Genomic DNA, 20,182 nt, shown 5'->3' with positions numbered 1-20,182 from the left:
GGCGATGGACACGCCCGATTATTTCATCGGCGTGGCGCAGCAGACGCTGTGGATCCTCGCTTTGGCCTGCGCGCCGATCCTGATCCCGGCGCTGATCGTCGGCCTCGTCGTCGGCATGATCCAGGCGGCGACCTCGATCAACGAGCAGACGCTGACCTTCGTGCCCAAGCTGATCGTGATCGCCATCTGCCTCGCCCTGTTCGGCGGATCGATCATGATGCTGGTCGCCGATTTCACCCAGGACGTCTTCGCCCGGATCCCAGAGATCACGCGATGATGCCGGCGGGGTTCACCGGGGTCGAGGCGACGCTGTGGCTGTGGATGGTCGCGATGATCCGCCCGGGCGCCGCCTTTCTCGCCGCGCCGATCTTCAGCGCCCCGTTCGTCCCGGTCCAGCTGCGGCTGGTGATCGCGCTTGCGATCGGCATTCCCGGCCTCGGCGCGGCCCAGTTCCACCTGCCGGCCGACGGCCTCGCCTCGATCGACGGGGTGATGCTCGTCGCCGGCGAGGTGATGGCGGGCCTGGCGATCGGCTTCGCCGTCCAGATCGGCTTTTCCGCGGCGCTCGTCGGCGGCGAGCTGATCGGCAATACCATGGGCCTCGGCTATGCCGCGATGGTCGATCCGACCAACGGCCAGTCCAACCCGGTCCTGTCGCAATTCCTCTCGATCTTCGGCACCCTGCTCTTCCTCTCGGTGGGTGGGCATCTCGCGCTCGCGACCTCGATCGTCGAAAGCTATCGCGCGCTGCCGCCGGGTGACGCCTGGCTTTCGGCCGAGGCGATCCGCGGCCTCGTCTATTTCGGGTCGACGCTGTTCGCGGCCGGGCTTTCGATCGCGCTGCCGGTCGGCTTTTCGATCGTCCTCGTCCAGATCGTGATGGGCATGCTCTCGCGCTCCGCCCCGCAGCTCAACCTGTTCGCGGTCGGTTTCCCGGCCGCGCTCCTCGCCGGCGTCGTCCTGATGGCGATCGCCGCCCCGCTGATCGGCGACAGCGTGCTCGGTGCGATCCGCGCCGGGCTCGACGAATCGCGGCAACTGGCGCTCGGCCATGGCTGATACCGACCAGGAAAGGACAGAGGCACCAACTCCGAAACGGAAGAAGGATGCCGCCGAAAAGGGCGACGTCCTTCAATCGCGCGAGCTCGGCACCGCGCTTGTCGTCCTTGGCGGCGCGCTGTGGATCGCCTTCCTTGGCCCGATGACCGTGACGGCGCTGCAGAACATGCTGACCGACGGCCTGTCGTTCAACGCCGCGGACCTGCGCGATTTCGATCCCGGCGCGGTGATCTGGCGCCTCGCCGGCGCGGTCGTCCTGCCGCTGTTCGCCCTGTTCGCGATCACCATCGCCGCGGCGATCGGCGCGCCGGCGATGCTCGGCTCGCTCGGTTTCCGCCCGGCGGCGCTCGGCTTCAAGGGATCGAAGCTCAATCCGCTGTCCGGGCTCAAGCGCATCTTCGGCACGCAGGGCCTGGTCGAGCTCGGCAAGTCGGTCGCCAAGGTGCTCGTGCTCGGATCGATCGGCATCTGGCTGCTGATGAGCCAGTCGCGCTCGCTGATCGGCCTGTCGGCGAGCGAGATCCGCCCAGCGCTCGCCAATGTCGGCTTCACCTTCATGATCGCGGTGCTGGTGATGGCGCTCGCGCTGGCCGGAATCGCGATGATCGACGTGCCGGCCCAGTTCCTCCAGCGCATCAAGCGCCTGCGGATGACCCGCGACGAGATCAAGGAGGAGCACAAGCAGACCGAGGGCTCGCCCGAAGCCAAGGCCGCCGTCCGCCGCCGCCAGCGCGAAGTGGCGCGCGCCTCCGCCCGCGGCGCGATCGCCGAGGCGACGGTGGTGCTCACCAACCCGACCCATTTCGCGGTCGCGCTGCGCTACCGGCCGAACGAGGACGCGGCGCCAATCGTCGTCGCGCGCGGCCGCGGCGCCACCGCCGAGGCGATCCGCGAACTGGCCGGCGAGCACAATGTGCCGCTGCTGTCCTATCCCCAGCTTACCCGCGCGCTTTATTACACCAGCCGCACCGGACAGGTGATCCGCGAGGACCTGTATCTCGCGGTCGCCACCATCCTCGCCTTCGTCTTCAACCTGGAGACCGCGCTCGCCACCGGCACGCCGCAGCCGGCGGTCGAAGTCCCGGTCGGGGCGCGGTTCGACGCCGGCGGCCGGCCCGAAGCCTAGGGCCACGTTTAAGCTTTCTTCATCGCTGCCGTTACCTTTCGTTAAAGCGCGCATTTCGCGTGCGGGAGGAACTGGTGGACGAAGATCCCGACCGGCTGCGCCGCACGCTCCGGGAGATCGAGGAGCTGATCGCCGAAGCGGATCGCAACGGCGGCCCGGTGGACCGCTGGCTGCAGGAACTCGCCGACGAGCTTCGCAGCGCCATCCCGGACGGCGCGCCGGCGCCTCCACCAGCGCCGCCGCCACCGCCGCCGCCCAAGGTGGACGGGGCCGTCATCGCCCGACGAATGCGATCGCAGCCGGCGCTTGCCGCCGGTGCGCTGTCGCGGCTCGACGCAAAGGCTCTCCGGCTGCTGAAAGACTGATCTTTTCGGCCATTTTCCGCTAAATTCCGTGCGCGCCCGGTCGTTCTTCGAAAGGACGAAAGGGACGCTTCGCAATGACGACCACCTCCCCCACCGGATCGACGAGCTCGGCCAGCAGCTCGACCTCGAGCGCGATCCTCTCGGCGCTCGGCACCGGCTCCGGAATCGACGTCAACAACCTCGTCGACCAGCTCTCGGCCGCGCAGAAGGCGCCGCAGCAGGACCTGATCGACCAGCGCCAGGCCGCGAACACCGCCAAGGTCTCCGCCCTCGGCAACATGTCCAGCGCGATCGACAGCTTCGCCTCGGCGCTCGGCACGCTGATTTCCGGCGGCTCGCTGTTCAGCCAGCCCGACGTGTCCGACAGCAGCGTGCTGACCGCGACCGCGCTGGCGGGAAGCCGTATCGGCAACCTTTCCGCCGCGATCACCGTGAGCCAGATCGCCGCGGCGCAGACGCTCGCCTCAGCCTCGCTCGCCAGCCGCGCCGAGCCTGTCGGCGAAGGGACGCTGACCATCGCCACCGCCGCTGGCAGCTTCAACGTCGTCATCGATTCGAGCAACAACAGCCTCGACGGCCTTGCCCAGGCGATCAACAAGGCCGGCGCCGGCGTCACCGCGAGCGTCGTCACCGACACGAGCGGCGCGCGGCTCGTCATCAAGGGCCAGACCGGCGCGGCCAACGCCTTCACGCTGAGCTTTGCCGACGGCACCGATTCGGGCCTGGAGCGCTTCGCTTACGATCCCGACACGGCCGGCGGCATGGACCTCAAGGTCTCGGCGCAGGACGCGATCGTGAGCCTGGACGGGGTGGAGGTTCACCGCGCGACCAACAGCTTCACCGATCTCATCCCCGGCGTCCAGATCACGCTCAAGAAGGCCGCGCCCGATACGCCGGTCACGATGGGCGCGACTCGCCCGACCGCGGCGATCCAGCAGGCGGTCGGCGATTTCGTCGAAGCGTACAACCAGCTGCAGCAGATGATCAACGAGGCGATCAAGCCGGCCGCCGACGGCACGGCCGGCCCGCTTCGCGGCGACATCGGCGTCCAGCAGATGCAGCGTCAGCTGGCGCAACTCACCACCGCGGTGCTGTCGAGCGCCGGCGATGGCCCGCACACCCTCGCGGAAATCGGCGTGCGGACCAATCGCGACGGCACGCTCAGCGTCGACCAGACCGTGCTCGCCAACGCGCTGGCCAACAATCCGGACGGCGTCGAGGCGCTGTTCAACCCGTCGCAGTCGAGCTCCAGCCCCTTCCTGACGATCAAGAGCAGCGTCACCGGCGTGAAGCCGGGCACCTATACCGTCACCGACATCCTTCCCGGACCGCCGGCATCGGGCAAGATCGACGGCGTCGCCTTCAAGGCGTCCGGATCGAACCTGATCGCGCCGTCGGGAAGCAAAGCGGTCGGCCTGATCCTGGGCGTTTCGGGCGCGGTTTCTAGCGCGACGATCACGATCGATCCGGGCCTCGGTGGCGCGCTGCAGGCGATCCGCGATTCGCTGCGCGCCCGCGGCGGCGCGTTCGATACGACCTCGCAGCGGCTGAAGGCGGAGGCGGACCGGATCGCGGATGACCAGACCAAGCTCGATGCCCGTTCCGAGCAATATTACAACCAGCTGCTCGCCAGCTTCACAAAGATGAACCAGCAGGTCTCCTCGTTCAAGGCGACCCAGGCCTATCTCGACCAGCAGGTGAAGATGTGGACGAGCAGCAACAACTGATCGTCGTCCGGTAGCGTTTTGTAAGAAGGATCCAAGGCATGTACGTTCAAAGGGGGCAGTTCGGGGCGCGCGCGCGCTATCAGAGCGTCGATCTGGCGAGCCGGATCGAGGGCGCCACGCCGCATCGCCTGGTCCAGATCATGTTCGACGAGCTCATCAAGGCGATCGACGCGCTGACCGTCGCGGTGCGCCGGCGCGATCTTTCGCAGCGCGCCCAGCGCCAGTCGCGCGCGCTCGCCATCCTGAACGGGCTCGAGACCAGCCTGGATTTCGAGAAAGGCGGCGAGATCGCCACCGGCCTCGCCGGCATCTATCGCCAGGCGCGCCGGACGCTGGTCCAGGCCTGCCGCGACGACGATGCCGAGGCGATCGCCAAGGCGGGCCAGCAGCTCGGCGAGATCGCCAGCGCCTGGTCGGCGATCGGCGAGCGGGGGCGCTGAGAAAGTCGCCCCGGCGCGGGCCGGGACAAACCGGGCCGGATCAGGCCGCGCTCACCTCATATTTCCGCATTTTCTCGATGAGGGTCGTGCGCTGGAGCGACAGCATCCGCGCCGCATCGGCGACGACCCCGCCGGACAGGGCCAGCGCCTCCTGGATATAGCGCTGCTCGATCTCCGCCAGCATCTCGCGAAGCGCGACCGGCTGGCCGGCGGCGAGGCGGGTCATGTCGATCCCCTCGCGGATCGGGACGACGACCGGATCGCCGCTTGCTTCGCTGGGCGCTTCGAGCGCCGGCGCTTCGACGGGCGCCTGCGCCGACGCCGGCTCGGGCGCCATGGCGTCGGTCGCCTCCCACAGGGCCCGGCGTTCGGCGGCGCCGACCCGGCCGCGGCGCAGCAGCAGGCTTTCGACCTGCTCGGCCCCGATCGTCTGCCCGGTGAAGAGGATGCCGGCGCGCTCGATCAGATTCTTGAGTTCGCGCACATTGCCCGGCCAATCGTGGCGGGCGAGACGATCGAGCGCCGCCGGCGTGAAGCGGACGCGATCGGCCGGCCTGGCGCGATCCGCGAAATGCCGCGCGAGGAGCGGAATGTCCTCGGCCCGCTCGGCGAGCGGCGGAATTTCGATCGGGAAGACGGCGAGCCGATAGAAAAGATCCTCGCGGAAACGGCCTTCGTCGATTGCGCGTTCGATGTCGCGATGGGTGGCCGCGACGATGCGGACGTCGACCGGGATCTGGCCACGCCCGCCGACCCGCTGCACGACGCGCTCTTCGAGCACGCGCAGCAGCTTGACCTGCATGTCGGCCGGCATGTCGCCGATCTCGTCGAGGAACAAGGTGCCGCCGTCGGCCTCCTCGAAGCGGCCGCGATGCTGGGCATGGGCGCCGGTGAAGCTGCCCTTTTCGTGGCCGAACAATTCGGATTCGAGCAATTCGCGGGGAATCGCGCCGCAATTGACCGCGACGCGGGGCGCGCCGGCGCGGCCGCTGGCGAGGTGGATGGCGCGGGCGACGAGTTCCTTGCCGCTGCCCGACGGGCCGGTGACGAGGACGGAGGCGTTGCTTGGCCCGACCTGGCGGATCAGCCGGCGGACCTGCTTCATCGCCGCGCTCTCGCCGATGAGGAACGACGCGATGTCCGCATCCTCCTGAGCGGCCGCAGCCGCCTGATCCCGCGCGATGGTGGGCACCCTGTTCCCCCCTGAAGCCTCTTTACGGGACCTTGAATGACCGGAAATGGTTAACGCGAAACTAACGTAGTTTTACGATATCGGGGGCTGGCAAAAGTTAACCCCGCCCCGGGCCGCCAAAGATGCGCTTCTGCGGCCCGGTGCGCCGGCGGCCGGCGGCCACGAGCATTTCGACCGTGGCCGGATGCAGGGGGGTGGCGAATTCGAATCCGATCTGATCGCCTTCGATCCAGACGACGCGTGCGGGCTCGGGGGAAAAGCCGGGAATCTTGAGCCAGATCGTGTCGCCCACCTCGAGCCGGGCGTCGCCGCGGGCCATGAACCCGCTGGTCGACAGATTGTGGAGCTCGACGTCGATCAGCCGGGCCCCGGGCTCGCGCAGGCGCGCCGCCAGGTTGACGACGCGGCGCTCGGCCTTGCGTCCGTCGGAGGGCGGCAGGATAGCGAGCTGGGCGCGGGTCACGATCTGTCCTTTCCTGCCGGTCATCGCCTGCAAAGCCTAATCAAGCCTTAAGCACGGTTGCGGAAAGTGACGGATCGGGCGGCGGACACGTGCGTTGGCCCGGCATGTATCTGCGTCAAAGCGGGCGGGCGAGCGCCGCCATTTCGATCCTGGCGGCCGGCGTCGCGCTGCTGGGGGGCTGTTCCGGACCGACTTCGCCAGCGACCGGGAACGGCGAAGCGGCCGCGCCGGCGCACTGGTCCGAGGCCTCGGCCCGCGATCTCATCGCGGCCTTGCGGCAGGCCGGGCGGCATGGCCTCGATCCCGACGAATATCTGCGCGGAATTTCCCGAGCGACGACGCCGGACGCGCGCGACACGGCGCTGAACCGGGCGGCGCTGGCCTATGCCGGGGCGCTGGCCCACGGCCGGACCGATCCGACGCGGCTCTACCGGATTTACGAGATCGACCGCCCGGACCCCGGCCTTGCCGCAGGGCTTGCCCAGGCCCGCGCCGCGAACAGGATCGGCGCGTGGCTGGAAAGCCTGGCGCCGCAGGACGCCGAATATCGCGCGCTTTCCGACGCCTATGTCGCGGCGACGGCGGCGGCGCATGGCGAGCGGCCGGCGCCGATCGCGGACGGGCGGGCGATCCGCCCCGGCGCCGCCGATCCGCGCCTCCCGGCCATTGCGGCTGCACTCGCCGCCAACGGTTATGTCCAGGCTCCGGCCACCGCGCCGCGGCGCTACACGGCCGATCTGGTCGCCGCAGTGCGCCAGCTTCAGCAGGATTTCGGCCTTTCGACCACGGGCGTGATCGGCGCATCCACCCTCGCCGCGCTCAACGAAGGACCGTTCGAGCGCGCCCGGACGCTGGCGGTGGCGCTGGAGCGGCTGCGCTGGCTGCCGCGCAACCCGCCGGCGACCCGGATCGACGTCAATACCGCCGCGACCATGCTCACCTATTGGCGCGATGGCCGCGCGGCCGATGTCCGCCGCGTCGTCGCCGGCGAGCCGGGCCGGGAGACGCCGCAGCTCGCCTCGCCGCTCTTCCGCCTCGTCGCCAACCCGACCTGGACGATCCCGCGATCGATCCAGGACGAGGCGACGCGGCACGGCGAGGATTATCTCCGTCGCAATCACATGAGCTGGAAGGACGGCTGGCTGGTCCAGGATTCGGGGCCGCAAAATTCACTCGGCCTGGTCAAGTTCGATCTTCAGAACGACCACGCCATCTATCTGCACGACACCCCGGCGAAGCAGCTCTTCGCGGAGGATGATCGCCACGCCAGCCACGGCTGCGTCCGCGTCTTCGACGCGCTCGGTTTTGCGGCGATGATCGCCCGCGACGAGGGCGTGCTCGACGAATGGAACCGCGCCCGCGCCACCGGAGACGAGACCTTCGTGCGGCTCCCGCATCGGATCCCGGTGCGGCTCTACTACCACACCGCCTTTTTCGATGGCGGACGCGTGCGTTACCGGCTCGACAGCTATGGCTGGGACGAGGATGTCGCCGAAGCGCTCGGCCTGCCCCGCCGCCCGCGACCGCAGCATATCCCGCGCCAGGGCGACCTCGGGCCTTAGCGGCGTTGCGCGGGATCGGACGCCTTCCTAGAACATGCCGGTGCGCCCGCTTTTTCCGCTCCTCGCCCTGATCGCCTCCCCCGCTCTGGCGCAGGAACAACGGGGTCCGCATGCCGGCCACGATATGGCGGGAATGGCGATGCCGGCCGAAATGCCGATGGCGCACCCCATGGCGATGCCGGCCGCGCTCGGCCCTTACGACGCCACGCGCGAAGCTTCCGGCACGGCGTGGCAGCCCGACGCGTCGCGCCACGACGGCCTCCACCTGATGGCGGGCGAGTGGACGATCATGGCCCATGCCGATCTCAACCTTGTCCATGACTGGCAAAGCGGGCCGCGTGGCGACGAGCGCGCGTTCGCCTCCGGCATGGTGATGGGAATGGCCCGGCGCGGCTTCGCGGACGGCAGCGTCGTCCAGGTCCGGGCGATGCTGAGCCCCGATCCGCTGATGGGCGCGCGCGGCTATCCGCTGCTCCTCGCCAGCGGCGAGACGGCGGACGGATTGACGCCGCTGGTCGATCGCCAGCACCCGCACGATCTCTTCATGGAATTGTCGGCCAGCTATTCGCGGCGTCTTTCGGACCAGGCGAGCCTGTTCGTCTATGGGGGACTGCCCGGCGAGCCCGCCTTCGGCCCGCCCGCCTTCATGCACCGCCAGTCGATCATGGATTCGCCGGAAGCGCCGATCACCCATCACTGGCTCGATTCCACGCATATCAGCTTCGGCGTGCTGACCGCCGGCGCGGTGTTCGGCAACGTCAAGGTCGAAGCCTCCCGCTTCAATGCGCGCGAGCCGGACCAGCATCGCTGGGACATCGAGACCGGCCCGCTCGATTCGACGGCCGCGCGGCTGTCGTGGAACCCCTCCCGCACGCTTTCGCTGCAGGTGAGCTGGGGCCGCTTCGTCTCGCCCGAGCAGCTCGAGCCGGGCGAGAACCAGACGCGCTGGTCGGCGAGCGCGATCTACACGCGCCCGATCGGCCGGGACGGCTGGTGGTCGTCGACCCTCGCCTGGGGCCGGCGGTCCTCGGACGGTGCGAACCTCGATGCATTGGCGTTCGAAAGCGGCGTCGGCCTTGGCCTGTGGACGCTCTTCGGCCGCGCCGAATGGACTCAGAACAACGAGCTGGTCCCGGCGGCCGGCCACCACGGGCCGGCCTATGATGTCGGCAAGGTCTCCATCGGCGCGATCCGCGATTTCCGGGTCGCGCGCCACCTCCGCCTGGGCCTTGGCGGGCTGTGGGCGCGCAATTTCGTGCCGGGCGCGCTCGCTGCCCTTTACGCCGGGGATCGGGACGGCGCGATGGCGTTCGTCCGGCTGCGGATCGATTGATCCACGGCCGCCGCCCCGGCTATCGAGCATCCATGACCCAGCCGATCCTCTACGATTACTGGCGCTCTTCCGCCTGCTACCGGGTGCGCATCGCGCTCAACCTCAAGGGCGTGGCCTATGAGGCGGCGCCGGTGAACCTGCTCGCGGACGAGCAGATGGCGGACGCCTACAAGGACGCGAATCCGCAGGGGCTGGTGCCGGCGCTGGCGATCGGCGGGCGCGTGCTCACCCAGAGCCTCGCCATCGTGGAATGGCTCGACGCGACCCATGCCGAGCCGAAGCTGATCCCCGCCGATCCGGACGACCGCGCGCATGTGATGGCGATGGCGCTCGCCATTGCCTGCGACATCCACCCTCTGAACAACCTGCGCGTGCTCAAACATCTCGCCCGGCTCGGCATCGACCAGGGCGCGCGCGACGATTGGTATCGGCACTGGATCGCCGAGGGCTTCGCCGGGCTCGAGGCGCTGGCGGCGCCGCGCGCTGGGCGGTTCCTGTTCGGCGACGCGCCCAGCCTCGCCGACATCTGCCTGGTGCCGCAGATGTACAATGCGCGCCGGCTGGAGACGCCGCTCGACGCTTATCCGACCCTCTTGCGCGCCGATGCGGCCGCGACGGCGCTCGACGCCTTCGCCGCGGCCCATCCGGACAGGGTCGCGCCGGCGGCCGCGAAGGGCTAGAAGGGGCCGCAGACAGGAGAGACGAAGATGGGACGTGTCGAAGCGATCGCGGAGAGCCTGGCGGAGGCCCATGCCCTGTCCACGGTCGAGATTCCTTCGCTCAAGGGCAAGGTGAGCGAGGAGGAGTGGAAAATCCGCGTCGATCTCGCCGCGGCCTACCGGCTGGTCGCGCATTTCGGCTGGGACGACCTCATCTTCACCCATTTGTCGGCGCGGGTGCCGGGGCCGGACCACCATTTCCTGCTCAACCCCTACAACCTCATGTTCGAGGAGGTGACGGCCTCTTCGCTGGTGAAGGTCGACACGAGCGGGCGGGCGGTCGATCCGACGCCGTTCATCACCAATGCGGCCGGCTTCACCATCCATTCGGCGCTGCACATGGCGCGCGAGGATGCGCAGGCCGTGATCCACCTGCACACGCCCAACGGCCTCGCCGTCTCGGCGCATCGCGAGGGCCTGCTGCCGCTGACGCAGACGGCGATGCTGATCCGCGACGAGATCGCCTATCACGATTATGAGGGGCTCGCGGTCGATCTGGACGAGCGCGACCGCATCGTCGCGGACCTTGGCGACAAGAGCGCGATGATCCTGCGCAATCACGGCACGCTCGCGTTCGGCGAGACGATCGGCGAGGCGTTCCTCAAGATCTATTTCCTGGAGCGCGCCTGCGAGGCGCAGGTGAAGGCGCTTTCGGCGGGCGAGGCCGACCTCAACCGTCCGCCGCAGGGCGCGCCCGAGGTGACGGCGCAACAGGGCAAGGCGAGCCTCAAGGCCGGCGCGAACATGCTGGCCTGGCCGGCCCTGCTGAGGAAGGCCTACCGGCTCGATCCGAGCTTCGCGACCTAGCCGGCCGGCGCCTCGGCGACCCAGTCGCGCCGGAGCGCGCGCACGCTGAGCAGCGCGAGCAGCGCGGCGAGAATATAAAATCCGAGGCAGGAGACGGCGGCGTAGCGCAGCGATTCCGTCCCGTACCCCGTCTTCAGCCAATCCGAGATCGCGCCCATCAGCAGCGGCCCGACGCCGAGGCCGATCAGATTGTTGATGAACAGGAAGCTCCCCGAGGCGGTTGCGCGCATGTGGGTGGGGACGAGATGCTGGACGGCGGTCGTCACCGGGCCGAGCCACAGGATGTTGAGCGCATTCGGGATGAGCAGCAGCGGCCAGGCGATCCAGGGCGATGGCGTCAGCAACCCGATCGCGAAGGTCGGGCAGGTGATCAGCCAGGCATAGGCCGGAAGCTTCGCATACCAGCCGCGATCGCCCTGGCCGAGCCGGTCCGCGAACCAGCCCCCCGCGAACACGCCCGCGGTGCCGCCGATCAGGAGCAATGAGGCCATGAACTGGCCCGTCGTGATCAGATCGAAGCCGAAGCTTCGCATGATGACCGAGGGCGTCCAGAGCGCGAGGCCGTAGCCGCACAGCGAGCTGAACGAGGCGGCGAAGGACATCAGCCAGAAGCTCGGCTTGCGCGCGAGCAAGGGGAAGACGGCGGCAACGGGCGCCCGCGATGCCGGCGGCGCGGCCCGGTGGAGATCCCTGACGCTCCGGACGAAGATCGGCGCGAAGGCCAGGCCCGCAACGCCCATCGCGATGAAGGCCGTGCGCCAATTCACCCAGGCGGCGATATAGGCGCCGAGCAATGTGCCGCCCGCAAGCCCGATCGGGATGCCGAGCGAATAGATGGCGAGCGCCCGCGCGCGTCGATCGGGCGGGAAATAATCCGCGATCAGCGCATAGGAGGGCGCGACTCCCCCCGCCTCGCCGACCCCGACGCCGAGCCTGAACAGGAAAAGCTGCCAATAACCGGTCGCGATCCCGCACAGGCCGGTAAAGGCGCTCCACACGGCGAGGCTGCCCGCGATCACCGCGCTTCGGCTGGTCTTGTCGGCGAGAAAGGCGAGCGGCAGGCCGAGCAGCGAATAGAGCAATGCGAAGGCGAGCCCGCCGATCGCGCCGAATTCGGTATCGCTGAGCTGGAGATCGAGCTTGATCGGCGTCGCCAGGATGCCGAGGATCTGCCGGTCGAGGAAGTTGAAGATATAGACGACGAGCAGCATCGCCAGCACGAGCCCGGGCGAACGGGGCCGTGCCGGCGATGCCAATCGTGCGTCCGTCACGCGGCGGCCGCCCTAGAAGCGGATCGTGCCCCGGACGAACCAGGTGCGCGGCGCGCCGTAATAAGCGGTGCGAATGTTGCCGACCGACGAGAATTCCTGGCCATCGGTCTTGTACACCTCATCGCTGAGATTCTGGCCATAGAGGCCGAGGCTGAACCGTCGGCTCGGGCTCTGCCATTCGACGCGCGCGTCGAACAACCAGTAACCGCCCTGGAACAGCCCGTCTATCCGCGTCGTCGTGCCGACCCCGCCGACGATCAGCGTGTTGTCGATCGCCAGCGCCTGGGTCGAGCGGTAGCGCGCCTGGCCGCCGAAGATGAGGTGCCCGCTGCCGCCGAGATCGGCCTCGTACTGGCCGCCGAAGCGCATCGTCCAGTGCGGCGCGAAGGCCGGCGTCTGGAAGGCGCGGCTGCCGTTCGGGAAGCGATCGTCGGCGAACACTTTGTAATTCGCATCGAGATAGCCGATCTGGCTGTCGATCAGCAGGCCGCGGACCGGCGTCCAGGACGCCTCCAGCTCGACGCCGCTGATGTGCAGCACACCGGCGTTGATGACGCCCAGCGTCGGCAGCGGAAGCCCGTTGGAATCGGTGTCGGTGCCGGCGACACGTGCCTGGAAGTTCTTGTAATCATTGTAGAAGCCGGTCAGGTTCAGGCGAAGCTGCCCGGCGATGGTGGAGCGGATGCCGGCTTCGTAGGAGGTCACCGTCTCCGGATCATATTCGGTCGCCTCGGGGAGGCTGTTGCCGCGACCGTTGAAGCCGCCGGACTTGAAGCCGCGCGCGACGCGGGCGTAGATCATCGCATTGCGGCCGATCTGGTAATCGATCGACGCCATCGGCGAGAAATTGTCCCAATTGTCCTCCGGCGCGAAGACGAAGGGCGCGACGCTGGTCAATAGCGGGCTCGACGAGAAGGTCGAGGTGGTGCGGAAATAATCCTTGTTCTCGTGCGTGTAGCGCGCGCCGAGCGACAGCCGCAGCGACGGCACGATCTCGTAGCTCGCATTGATGTAGGCCGCGTAGCTGTCGGTGACGAGATTATCGTCGATCGTGCGCAGGAAGGTCGCGTTGCCGAGCAGCGGACCGATCAGATCGTCCGCGAACGCCTCCTGGTGCGAGACGATATGCTCGCGCAGATAATAGAGGCCGGCGACGGCCTGGAGCGGGCCGCTGTTGTAGTTGAGCTGGAATTCCTGGCTGAACTGGTTCTGGTCAACGCCCACGAAGACGTCGCCGACCTCGAGCTGGGTCGCGTCGATGTCGATATAGTCGTCGGTCTTGAGCTCGCGATAGGCGGTGATCGAACGCAAGGTCAGCGCATCGGTCAGATCGTAGACCATGTTTGCCGACAGGCCCCAGTGCCGGAGCTTCGTGGAATTGGGCAGCGTCGGGGTCGTGCGGCCGGTGAAGTCGTAATCCTGCGGATTGGTCGGCAGCGTGAGCAGCGGCAGCCCGAAGAGGTCGGTGAGCGGATTGAGCGGCTGCCCGACATTGAGGTGCGCGTCGTCGCGCGTGTAATCGCCGATGATGTCGAGCCGGAAGCGGCTGGACGGCGTGAAGGCGAGGCGCGCGCGATAGGCCTCGGTATTCTTGTTGTTGTAGCCGCGGTCGAGCACCTGGTCGTCGACATAATTGCCGTGCTCGGCGTGCAGCGCGGCAAGGCCGATCGAGACCGTGTCGCTGATCGGGCCGGAGACCGAGCCGCGCAGATCGAACTCGCCATAATTGCCGACCGTGGCGGTCAGGCTGCCATGCCATTCATTGCCCGGCCGCTGGGTGACGACGCTGATCGCGCCGCCGATCGTGTTCTTGCCGTAGAGCGTCCCTTGTGGGCCGCGCAGCACCTCGACCCGCTCGAGATCGAGCAGATCGAGCTGCGTGCCGCGGATGCGGCTGTAATAGACGCCGTCGACGTAGAAGCCGACCGCCGGATCGAAGGTCTGCAGCGCATCGGGCTGGCCGATGCCGCGGATGTAGATGTTGGTCGCATCGGACGAGCCGCGGCCCTGGACGATGTTGAGGTTCGGCACCGCGCCCTGGAGCCCGGTCGTGTCGGTCGCCTGGATTCGATCGAGCGCCTGCGCGTTGAACGCCGACACCGAGCCGGGGACGCGCTGGAGATTTTCCGAGGTGCGCCGGGCGGTGACGATGATGTCCTGCGCGCCGCTGTCCTGATCGGGCGCGGCGGCATCGGTGACCGGCGCCGGCTGATCCTGCGCGACGGCGGGGGTGGCGGCGGCGACGGCGGCGAGCGCGGTGCCGTAAAGCCAGGCGTGACGGGTCTTCATGGCATTTCTCCTCATGGATTCCGGGACGAGGCGGCGCGCGTCAGGCGCCCCGCAAAGTCCTCGAGCGTGCGGTTGAACAGATCGGGTTCCTCGAGATGGGGCGCATGGCCCGATCCCTCGAAGCGGACGGCGTGCGCCTGCGGGAGCGCGGCGACGAGATGGTCGGCGGTGTCGGCGCCGTAGAGCTGGCTCTTCGCGCCGTGGACGATGAGCGTCGGGTGGCGGATCCCGGCCAGAAGCGCGCGCACGTCCTGGCGCACCAGGCTTTCCCACACCGCGCCGATCGCCGCCGCATCGTTGGCGGCGAACTCGCCCGCAGCCCAATCGGCAAGCGCCCGATGCTCCGCCGTCACGGGCTGCGCGAAGATCGCCTCGCCGGCAGCGCGAGCGAAGCTGTCGAAATCATCGCGGATCGCGGCGCTGCGCGCTTCGCACGCCTCGATCGAAAGGCCGAGATCCCATTCCGCGTCGTTCAGCACGCGCGCGGTCATGTCGATCACGACCGCGCCGGCGAAGCGCGCGCCGGCCGGGCCGTCGAGCACGTGCCACAGAACGGTGGCGCCGAGCGACCAGCCGACCCCGACCGCGCTTTCGAGATCGAGCGCCTCGGCGAGCTCGGCGACATCGGCGGCGATCCGCTCGACGGTCGGCCGGCCTCCCGCCATGCGCGAGCCTCCGTGGCCGCGCAGGTCGATCGAGATCAGGCGGAAGCGATCGGCGAGCGGCGCCTGCTTTTCGAAGAAGCCGCCATGCGCCATCAGGCCGTGCAGCAGCACGATCGGCGTGCCCTGCCCGACGTCGCGATAGGCGATATGCGCCCCGTCTGAAGCGGTGAACCCTGCCAAAACCCCTCCCGAATCCGCGTCGGCCCCTGTCCGGGACTCTTTCGGCGGCGCCGGCCATGACTCTAAATGAAACTTGAGTCAATATTCATATTGGGCGCGCTTGCGAAAAATTGAAACCTGGTTCAGGTTCACGGCCGGGAGAGGGCGATGAACGACATGGGCCAGGCCGCCGTTTCGGCCGACAAGGCGCCCCGCACCGAGCGCGGCCGGCGGACGGTGCGAAAGCTGCTCGAGGCGGCGGCGCAGGAATTCGGCGCACGCGGCTTCCACGAAGCGGCGATCACGGGGATCACCGGCCGTGCCGGCGTCGCGCTCGGCACCTTCTACACTTATTTCGAGAGCAAGGAGGAGCTGTTCCGGGCGCTCGTGCGCGACATGAGCCATGCGGTGCGCCAGCATGTCGCCGAGGCGGTTCGCGGCGCCGGCGACCGCATCGCCGCCGAACGGATCGGGCTTGCCGCCTTCATCGCCTTCACGCGCCAGCATCCCGAGCTCTACCGGATCATCGAGGAGGCGCAGTTCGTCGCCGAGGACGTCTATCGCGAGCATTACCGGACCTTCGCCGCCGGCTATGCGCGCAACCTTGCCGCGGCGCGCGCGCGCGGCGAGATTTCGGAAGGCCCGGACGAGCTGCGCGCCTGGGCGCTGATCGGGATGAGCGTGTTCCTGGGGATGCGCTATGGGATCTGGGACGAGGATATGAGCCCGGCCGAGGTCGCGGACCGGGCGATCGACCTCGTGTCCGAGGGCCTTCGCGCGCGATGATCGCGGAAATTCCCGATCTGCTCGCCAAGCGGGCGGCGCTGAAGCCGGCGGCGATCGCGCTCGAAGACGGCGTGACCGGCCGGTCGCTGACCTATGCCGCGCTCGATGCGCGCGCCGGCGCCGCGGCGGCGATGCTCGCGGCGCGCGGGATCGGCGAGGGAGACAGGGTCGCGATCCTGTGCCGCAACCGGATCGAGCTTTTCGAGCTGCTTTTCGCCTGTGCCCGCATCGGCGCGATCCTGGTGCCGCTGAGCTGGCGGATGCCTGCCGCCGAGCTCGATCTGCTGATCGCCGATTGCGCCCCAACGTTGCTGATCGTCGGCGGCGAGGACCTGGCGACGGCCCGCGCGCTCGCCGATGCCCCGGCGATCCTGTCGCTCGACGAGGATTATGAAGCCGCCCTCGCCGCCGCGCCCCGCCGCGCCGCGCGGCCCCACTGGCCCGCGCCCGACACCTGGTATCTGATCTACACGTCCGGCACGACCGGCCGGCCCAAGGGCGTGATCTGCACCTACCGGATGGCGCTCGCCAATTACGTCAACATCACCTCGGCCGCGGGGATCGGCGCGGCGGACAGCACCGTCTCCTTCCTGCCCCATTTCCACACCGCCGGAATCAATCTCCACGCCTTGCCGACCCTGATCTCGGGCGGACGCGTGATCGTGCTTCCCGGCTTCGACACGGACGCGCTGGTCGCGCTGCTCGCGGCGCGGCGGATCGACACCTTCTTCGCGGTGCCGACCGTCTATCGGGCCCTGCTCGCTCATCCCGGATTCGCGACGCTGCCGCTCGATCATGTCCGCCACTGGGGATGCGGCGGCGCGCCGCTTCCCGACGCGATCGCCCTCGCCTGCCGCGATCTCGGCATCCGGCTGTGCAACGGCATGGGGATGACCGAGACCGGGCCGACCGCCTTTCTCATGGACCCGGCCGACGCCTGGGACCGGATCGGATCGGTCGGCAAGCCCCAGCTTCTGTGCAGCGCGCGGATCGTCGACGAGGCGGGACGGGACGTTTCCGACGGAGCGGTCGGCGAGCTGCTGTTCGGCGGGCCTGGCGTGACCCCCGGCTATTGGCGCAATCCCGAGGCGACCCGCGCCGCCTTCACCAGCGACGGATGGCTGCGGTCGGGCGATCTCGCCCGGCGCGACGCCGACGGCTTCTATCACGTCGTCGGCCGGCGCAAGGAGATGTTCATTTCCGGCGGCGCCAACGTCTACCCGGCCGAGGTCGAGAATGTGCTCGCCGCGCATCCGGCGGTGGCCGACGTGGCGGTGATCGGCGAAAGCGACCCGCAATGGGGCGAGGCCGGCCACGCCTTCGTGCAGCTTGCCAGCGGCGCGCAGGCGGACGCCACCGCACTCGCCGCCTACTGCCGCGCCCGCCTCGCCGCCTACAAGGTCCCCGCGCGATTCGAATTCGTCGACGATTTCCCGCGCACGTCGGCAGGCAAGATCCGCAAGAACCTGCTTGTCGCCCAATGCAAGACCTGTCGGTGAGCCGCGCCGACCTTTGACGAAAAGAACGCCGGCGCCCTTTCAGGCGAAACTGGTCGGGGAGAGAGGATTCGAACCTCCGGCCCCTGCCTCCCGAAGACAGTGCTCTACCAGGCTGAGCTACTCCCCGACCGAAACGCGCGGTCCCTGATCGAACGTCCAGGGGCCGGCGGGGCCGGGCGTCTATAGGGAGCGGTTCGCGGATGATCAAGCCGCTCAATAAGCGGGCTGCGTTTCCTCTTCGGCGGGATCGGGGGGCGGCTTCCCGCCGGCGGCGCCATCGTCGCCCGCCGGCACCGTCGGGTTGGCCTGATCCTGCAACAGCTGCTGTTGCTCACGGACCGCCCGTTCGACCGCGAAGGGCAAGGTCGCCAGCAGGGAGAGGAACAGAACCGCGACGATCGAGACGATCAGGCCGAGGGGCGAAATCCCGCCACTGGCGGCGAGCTGGGCCCGGGCGCGATCGCGCTCCATGCCCGCCGTCGCTGCGACGAGGCGCTCGACATGGGTGCGATACCAGCGGTTGGCGAAGGCGCCGGTGACGAAGGACGGCGCGATCAGCACGACCAGTCCAAGCTTCAGCATCGCCTTGTTCGCGGGATCCGCCATCATCACGCTGGCAACGAGCCAGAGGATGCCCAGCGCGACGGCGGGCCACCACATCTTGCGGAAGGCGAACCAGAAGACGTTGAACAGGCAGGCCGGCCAGTTCCAGTCATAGGATTTGTTCCGCGCCTCCATCCGCCGCCAATGTTCCAGATAATAAGACTGGTTGGCGCCGATCGCGGCCTCGATCAGGCTGGTATCGGCAGGCAGCGGCTGACGCGTCGGCGGGACGATCGCCCCGGGGCCGAGCGGCGCGGCGGGCGGCTGCGCGGGCGCTGGAGGCGGCGGTGGAGGCGGCGGAGGGACCGGCGACGCGGGCGGCGGGGCGGGATCGAACCGGGTGCCCGCGAACGCCTCCAGCTCGCGCATCAGCCGGGCGATATTGGCCTCGCGCTCCGGGCCGAAGGCGTCCGTCCAGTGCTTCAGCTTGAGGAAGAAGGCGAGGCCCGCGGCCGGCTGCACGTCGCTCATCCGCACCGGATAGATCGGCTTGGAGGTGGAAAAGGCCATTTCGGTCTCGGCGCGGACGAAGGGCGATTTGTTCGCCTTGTCCGACACCAGGACGACGAAGGCGGCGCAGCTTTCGATCGCGGCCTGGAGCTGCTCCGAATAATCCTGGCCGGGGCGCACGTCGCGCGGCGCGATCCAGGCGACGACGCCCTTCGATTCGATCAGCGCGGCAAGCGCGTTCGCTTCCTGGCTGTCGTCCGATCCGTGGCTGACGAAGACGTGCCCGGTCATATTTCCCCCTCGTTCGGACCGCCGGAGGCTACAGGGGCGCGGCCACGCTTGGCAACAGCGCCGGCGCACTCATTTGCCGCGCGCTCCGAGCATTTCGGCGATGGCGACGAACTTCTCGCGCGGGCTGCCGTCGCGGGCGCGCGCGGCTTCGGCGGCCTCGATCCGCTGCCAGTCGCGGAACGTGACCATGTCGACACCGCGTTCCTCGAGCAGCCGATCCAGCCCGGCGCGCCCGGCCTTGCCGCTGGCGCCGGTGCGGAGCTCGGCGGCGATCTTCTCCGCGACCTCATAGCCGTCCGGCCGGTTGGTGCCGATCGTTCCGGTCGGGCCGCGCCGCGCCCAGCCGACGCAGTAGAGCCCGCCGCCGATCACCCCGTCGGCATTGGCGAAGCGGCCCTGATCCGTTTCGTAGGGCACGCCTTCGATCGGCGGAGTCTGGTAGCCGATGCAGGTGACGATCATCCCGCACGGGATCGCATAGGTCTCGCCGGTGCCGACCGCCGCCTTGCGCTCGTCGAGCATCGTCTTTTCGACGATCAGCCGCTCGACCTTGCCCTCGCCCTCGATGGCGAGCGGCTTGGCGAAGAAATCGAAGAGGATGCGCTTGCGCTTGCCGCCCGGCAGCCCCGCAAACTCGCGCAGGTGGCTCACCGACTTGCGGAGCCCCGGCTCGAGCAGCGAATCGTCCATCGCGGGCGGGAAATCGTCCGGATCGACCTCGGGAACGGCATCGGCGAGATGGCCGAGCTCGCCAAGCTCCTTCGGCGTCATCGCGATCTGATGCGGCCCGCGCCGGCCGAGCACATGGACGGTGCGGATCGACGAGGCCTCCAGCGCGTCCAGCGCATGGCCGACAATATCCGATCCGGCGAATTCGTCCCGCGTCTTCGAAAGGATGCGCGCGACATCGAGCGCGACATTGCCGTTACCGATCACCGCCGCCGACGCGACGTCGAGCGGCGGATCGAGATCGGCGAATTCCGGATGGCCGTTATACCAACCGACAAAGGCGGCCGATCCGATCACGCCGGGCAGATCCGCGCCGGGAATGTCGAGCTTGCGATCGTGCGGCGCCCCGGTCGCCAGGATGACGGCATCGTAGAGGCCGAGCAGCTCGGCGATCGAAACGTCGCGCCCGACGAGGACATTGCCGACGAAGCGGACATTGTCGCTGAGCGCGACCTTCTCGTAGCGCTTCGATACCGCCTTGATCGACTGGTGATCGGGCGCGACGCCGAAGCGGATGAGGCCGTAGGGCACGGGCATGCGATCGATCATGTCGATCCGCACATCGTCGCCGAACTGCTTCTGGAGCGCCTCCGCGCTGTAATAGCCGGCCGGACCCGACCCGATCACCGCGACATGCCGCATCCGCC

General features: G+C 68.8%; 19 protein-coding genes and 1 tRNA gene. 12 read left to right on the top strand and 8 right to left on the bottom strand.

Features of this window, described 5'->3' with window-relative positions; genetic code table 11:
* The first annotated feature begins 4 nt into the window (after positions 1-4).
* The 6 genes from fliQ to fliS all read left to right on the top strand — a co-directional run bounded on the left by fliQ (position 5) and on the right by fliS (position 4,717).
* Complete coding sequence (gene fliQ, locus FRZ32_RS09015; protein ID WP_147043195.1) at positions 5-277, top strand: flagellar biosynthesis protein FliQ; 273 nt, start codon at positions 5-7, stop codon at positions 275-277.
* A complete protein-coding gene (fliR, locus tag FRZ32_RS09010; protein ID WP_147043194.1) occupies positions 274-1,059 on the top strand; it encodes a flagellar biosynthetic protein FliR in 786 nt (261 codons plus the stop codon). Before fliQ ends, fliR begins: the two co-directional genes overlap by 4 nt.
* Positions 1,052-2,185 (top strand): flagellar type III secretion system protein FlhB, encoded by a 1,134-nt coding sequence (flhB, locus tag FRZ32_RS09005; protein ID WP_147043193.1) that lies wholly within the window; start codon positions 1,052-1,054, stop codon positions 2,183-2,185. Before fliR ends, flhB begins: the two co-directional genes overlap by 8 nt.
* 74 nt (positions 2,186-2,259) lie before the next feature.
* A complete protein-coding gene (locus tag FRZ32_RS09000; protein ID WP_147043192.1) occupies positions 2,260-2,550 on the top strand; it encodes a hypothetical protein in 291 nt (96 codons plus the stop codon).
* 74 nt (positions 2,551-2,624) lie between these two features.
* On the top strand, positions 2,625-4,277 hold the full coding sequence (gene fliD, locus FRZ32_RS08995) for a flagellar filament capping protein FliD (RefSeq protein WP_147043191.1): 1,653 nt from the start codon (positions 2,625-2,627) through the stop codon (positions 4,275-4,277).
* A gap of 38 nt (positions 4,278-4,315) precedes the next feature.
* Positions 4,316-4,717, top strand: coding sequence for a flagellar export chaperone FliS (gene fliS, locus FRZ32_RS08990; RefSeq protein WP_147043190.1), 402 nt, complete (start codon positions 4,316-4,318; stop codon positions 4,715-4,717).
* Between the two features lie 40 nt (positions 4,718-4,757).
* Here the strand turns inward: fliS and FRZ32_RS08985 are convergent, their stop codons facing one another.
* Both FRZ32_RS08985 and FRZ32_RS08980 read right to left on the bottom strand, forming a co-directional pair.
* Positions 4,758-5,909 carry a sigma-54 interaction domain-containing protein gene (locus tag FRZ32_RS08985; protein ID WP_279379221.1) on the bottom strand — a complete coding sequence of 384 codons (1,152 nt, stop codon included), beginning with the start codon at positions 5,907-5,909 and terminating at the stop codon, positions 4,758-4,760.
* A 97-nt stretch (positions 5,910-6,006) separates the two neighbouring features.
* The gene (locus FRZ32_RS08980; protein WP_158635886.1) at positions 6,007-6,372 is read right to left on the bottom strand and encodes a PilZ domain-containing protein; all 366 of its coding nucleotides are present in this window, start codon (positions 6,370-6,372) and stop codon (positions 6,007-6,009) included.
* An 89-nt stretch (positions 6,373-6,461) separates the two neighbouring features.
* Between FRZ32_RS08980 and FRZ32_RS08975 the strand changes: the two genes are divergently transcribed.
* The 4 genes from FRZ32_RS08975 to FRZ32_RS08960 are packed head-to-tail and all read left to right on the top strand — an operon-like array spanning position 6,462 to position 10,793.
* Positions 6,462-7,934 carry a L,D-transpeptidase family protein gene (locus FRZ32_RS08975; RefSeq protein WP_243445239.1) on the top strand — a complete coding sequence of 491 codons (1,473 nt, stop codon included), beginning with the start codon at positions 6,462-6,464 and terminating at the stop codon, positions 7,932-7,934.
* 40 nt (positions 7,935-7,974) lie between these two features.
* Positions 7,975-9,267 (top strand): hypothetical protein, encoded by a 1,293-nt coding sequence (locus FRZ32_RS08970; protein WP_205008253.1) that lies wholly within the window; start codon positions 7,975-7,977, stop codon positions 9,265-9,267.
* A 32-nt stretch (positions 9,268-9,299) separates the two neighbouring features.
* Complete coding sequence (maiA, locus tag FRZ32_RS08965; protein WP_147043187.1) at positions 9,300-9,947, top strand: maleylacetoacetate isomerase; 648 nt, start codon at positions 9,300-9,302, stop codon at positions 9,945-9,947.
* Between the two features lie 27 nt (positions 9,948-9,974).
* Positions 9,975-10,793, top strand: coding sequence for a class II aldolase/adducin family protein (locus FRZ32_RS08960; protein ID WP_147043186.1), 819 nt, complete (start codon positions 9,975-9,977; stop codon positions 10,791-10,793).
* On the opposite strand, the gene FRZ32_RS08955 is transcribed toward FRZ32_RS08960, so the two are convergent.
* The 3 genes from FRZ32_RS08955 to FRZ32_RS08945 form a co-directional block, all read right to left on the bottom strand.
* The gene (locus FRZ32_RS08955; RefSeq protein WP_147044398.1) at positions 10,790-12,004 is read right to left on the bottom strand and encodes a spinster family MFS transporter; all 1,215 of its coding nucleotides are present in this window, start codon (positions 12,002-12,004) and stop codon (positions 10,790-10,792) included. The genes FRZ32_RS08960 and FRZ32_RS08955 overlap by 4 nt on opposite strands.
* 72 nt (positions 12,005-12,076) lie before the next feature.
* Positions 12,077-14,353: a TonB-dependent receptor gene (locus FRZ32_RS08950; protein WP_147043185.1), complete on the bottom strand. Its 2,277-nt coding sequence runs from the start codon at positions 14,351-14,353 to the stop codon at positions 12,077-12,079.
* An 11-nt stretch (positions 14,354-14,364) separates the two neighbouring features.
* Entirely contained in the window at positions 14,365-15,198 is an 834-nt protein-coding gene (locus FRZ32_RS08945; protein WP_147043184.1) for an alpha/beta fold hydrolase, read from the bottom strand.
* Between the two features lie 147 nt (positions 15,199-15,345).
* Between FRZ32_RS08945 and FRZ32_RS08940 the strand changes: the two genes are divergently transcribed.
* Both FRZ32_RS08940 and FRZ32_RS08935 read left to right on the top strand, forming a co-directional pair.
* Positions 15,346-15,963 carry a TetR/AcrR family transcriptional regulator gene (locus FRZ32_RS08940; protein WP_147043183.1) on the top strand — a complete coding sequence of 206 codons (618 nt, stop codon included), beginning with the start codon at positions 15,346-15,348 and terminating at the stop codon, positions 15,961-15,963.
* Positions 15,960-17,462, top strand: coding sequence for an AMP-binding protein (locus FRZ32_RS08935; protein WP_147043182.1), 1,503 nt, complete (start codon positions 15,960-15,962; stop codon positions 17,460-17,462). Before FRZ32_RS08940 ends, FRZ32_RS08935 begins: the two co-directional genes overlap by 4 nt.
* A gap of 50 nt (positions 17,463-17,512) precedes the next feature.
* Here FRZ32_RS08935 and FRZ32_RS08930 read toward each other — a convergent pair.
* From FRZ32_RS08930 to FRZ32_RS08920, 3 genes are all read right to left on the bottom strand, one after another.
* Positions 17,513-17,589 (bottom strand) — tRNA-Pro (locus FRZ32_RS08930).
* 86 nt (positions 17,590-17,675) lie between these two features.
* Positions 17,676-18,806: a TIR domain-containing protein gene (locus FRZ32_RS08925; protein WP_147043181.1), complete on the bottom strand. Its 1,131-nt coding sequence runs from the start codon at positions 18,804-18,806 to the stop codon at positions 17,676-17,678.
* Between the two features lie 69 nt (positions 18,807-18,875).
* Positions 18,876-20,177, bottom strand: a complete 1,302-nt coding sequence (locus FRZ32_RS08920) for an FAD-dependent oxidoreductase (protein WP_147043180.1) — start codon at positions 20,175-20,177, stop codon at positions 18,876-18,878.
* Positions 20,178-20,182: the final 5 nt, after the last annotated feature.

The sequence above is a fragment of the Sphingosinicella ginsenosidimutans genome, assembly GCF_007995055.1.
Lineage (GTDB): Bacteria > Pseudomonadota > Alphaproteobacteria > Sphingomonadales > Sphingomonadaceae > Allosphingosinicella > Allosphingosinicella ginsenosidimutans.
This window is presented reverse-complemented; position numbering and strand designations above follow the sequence as displayed.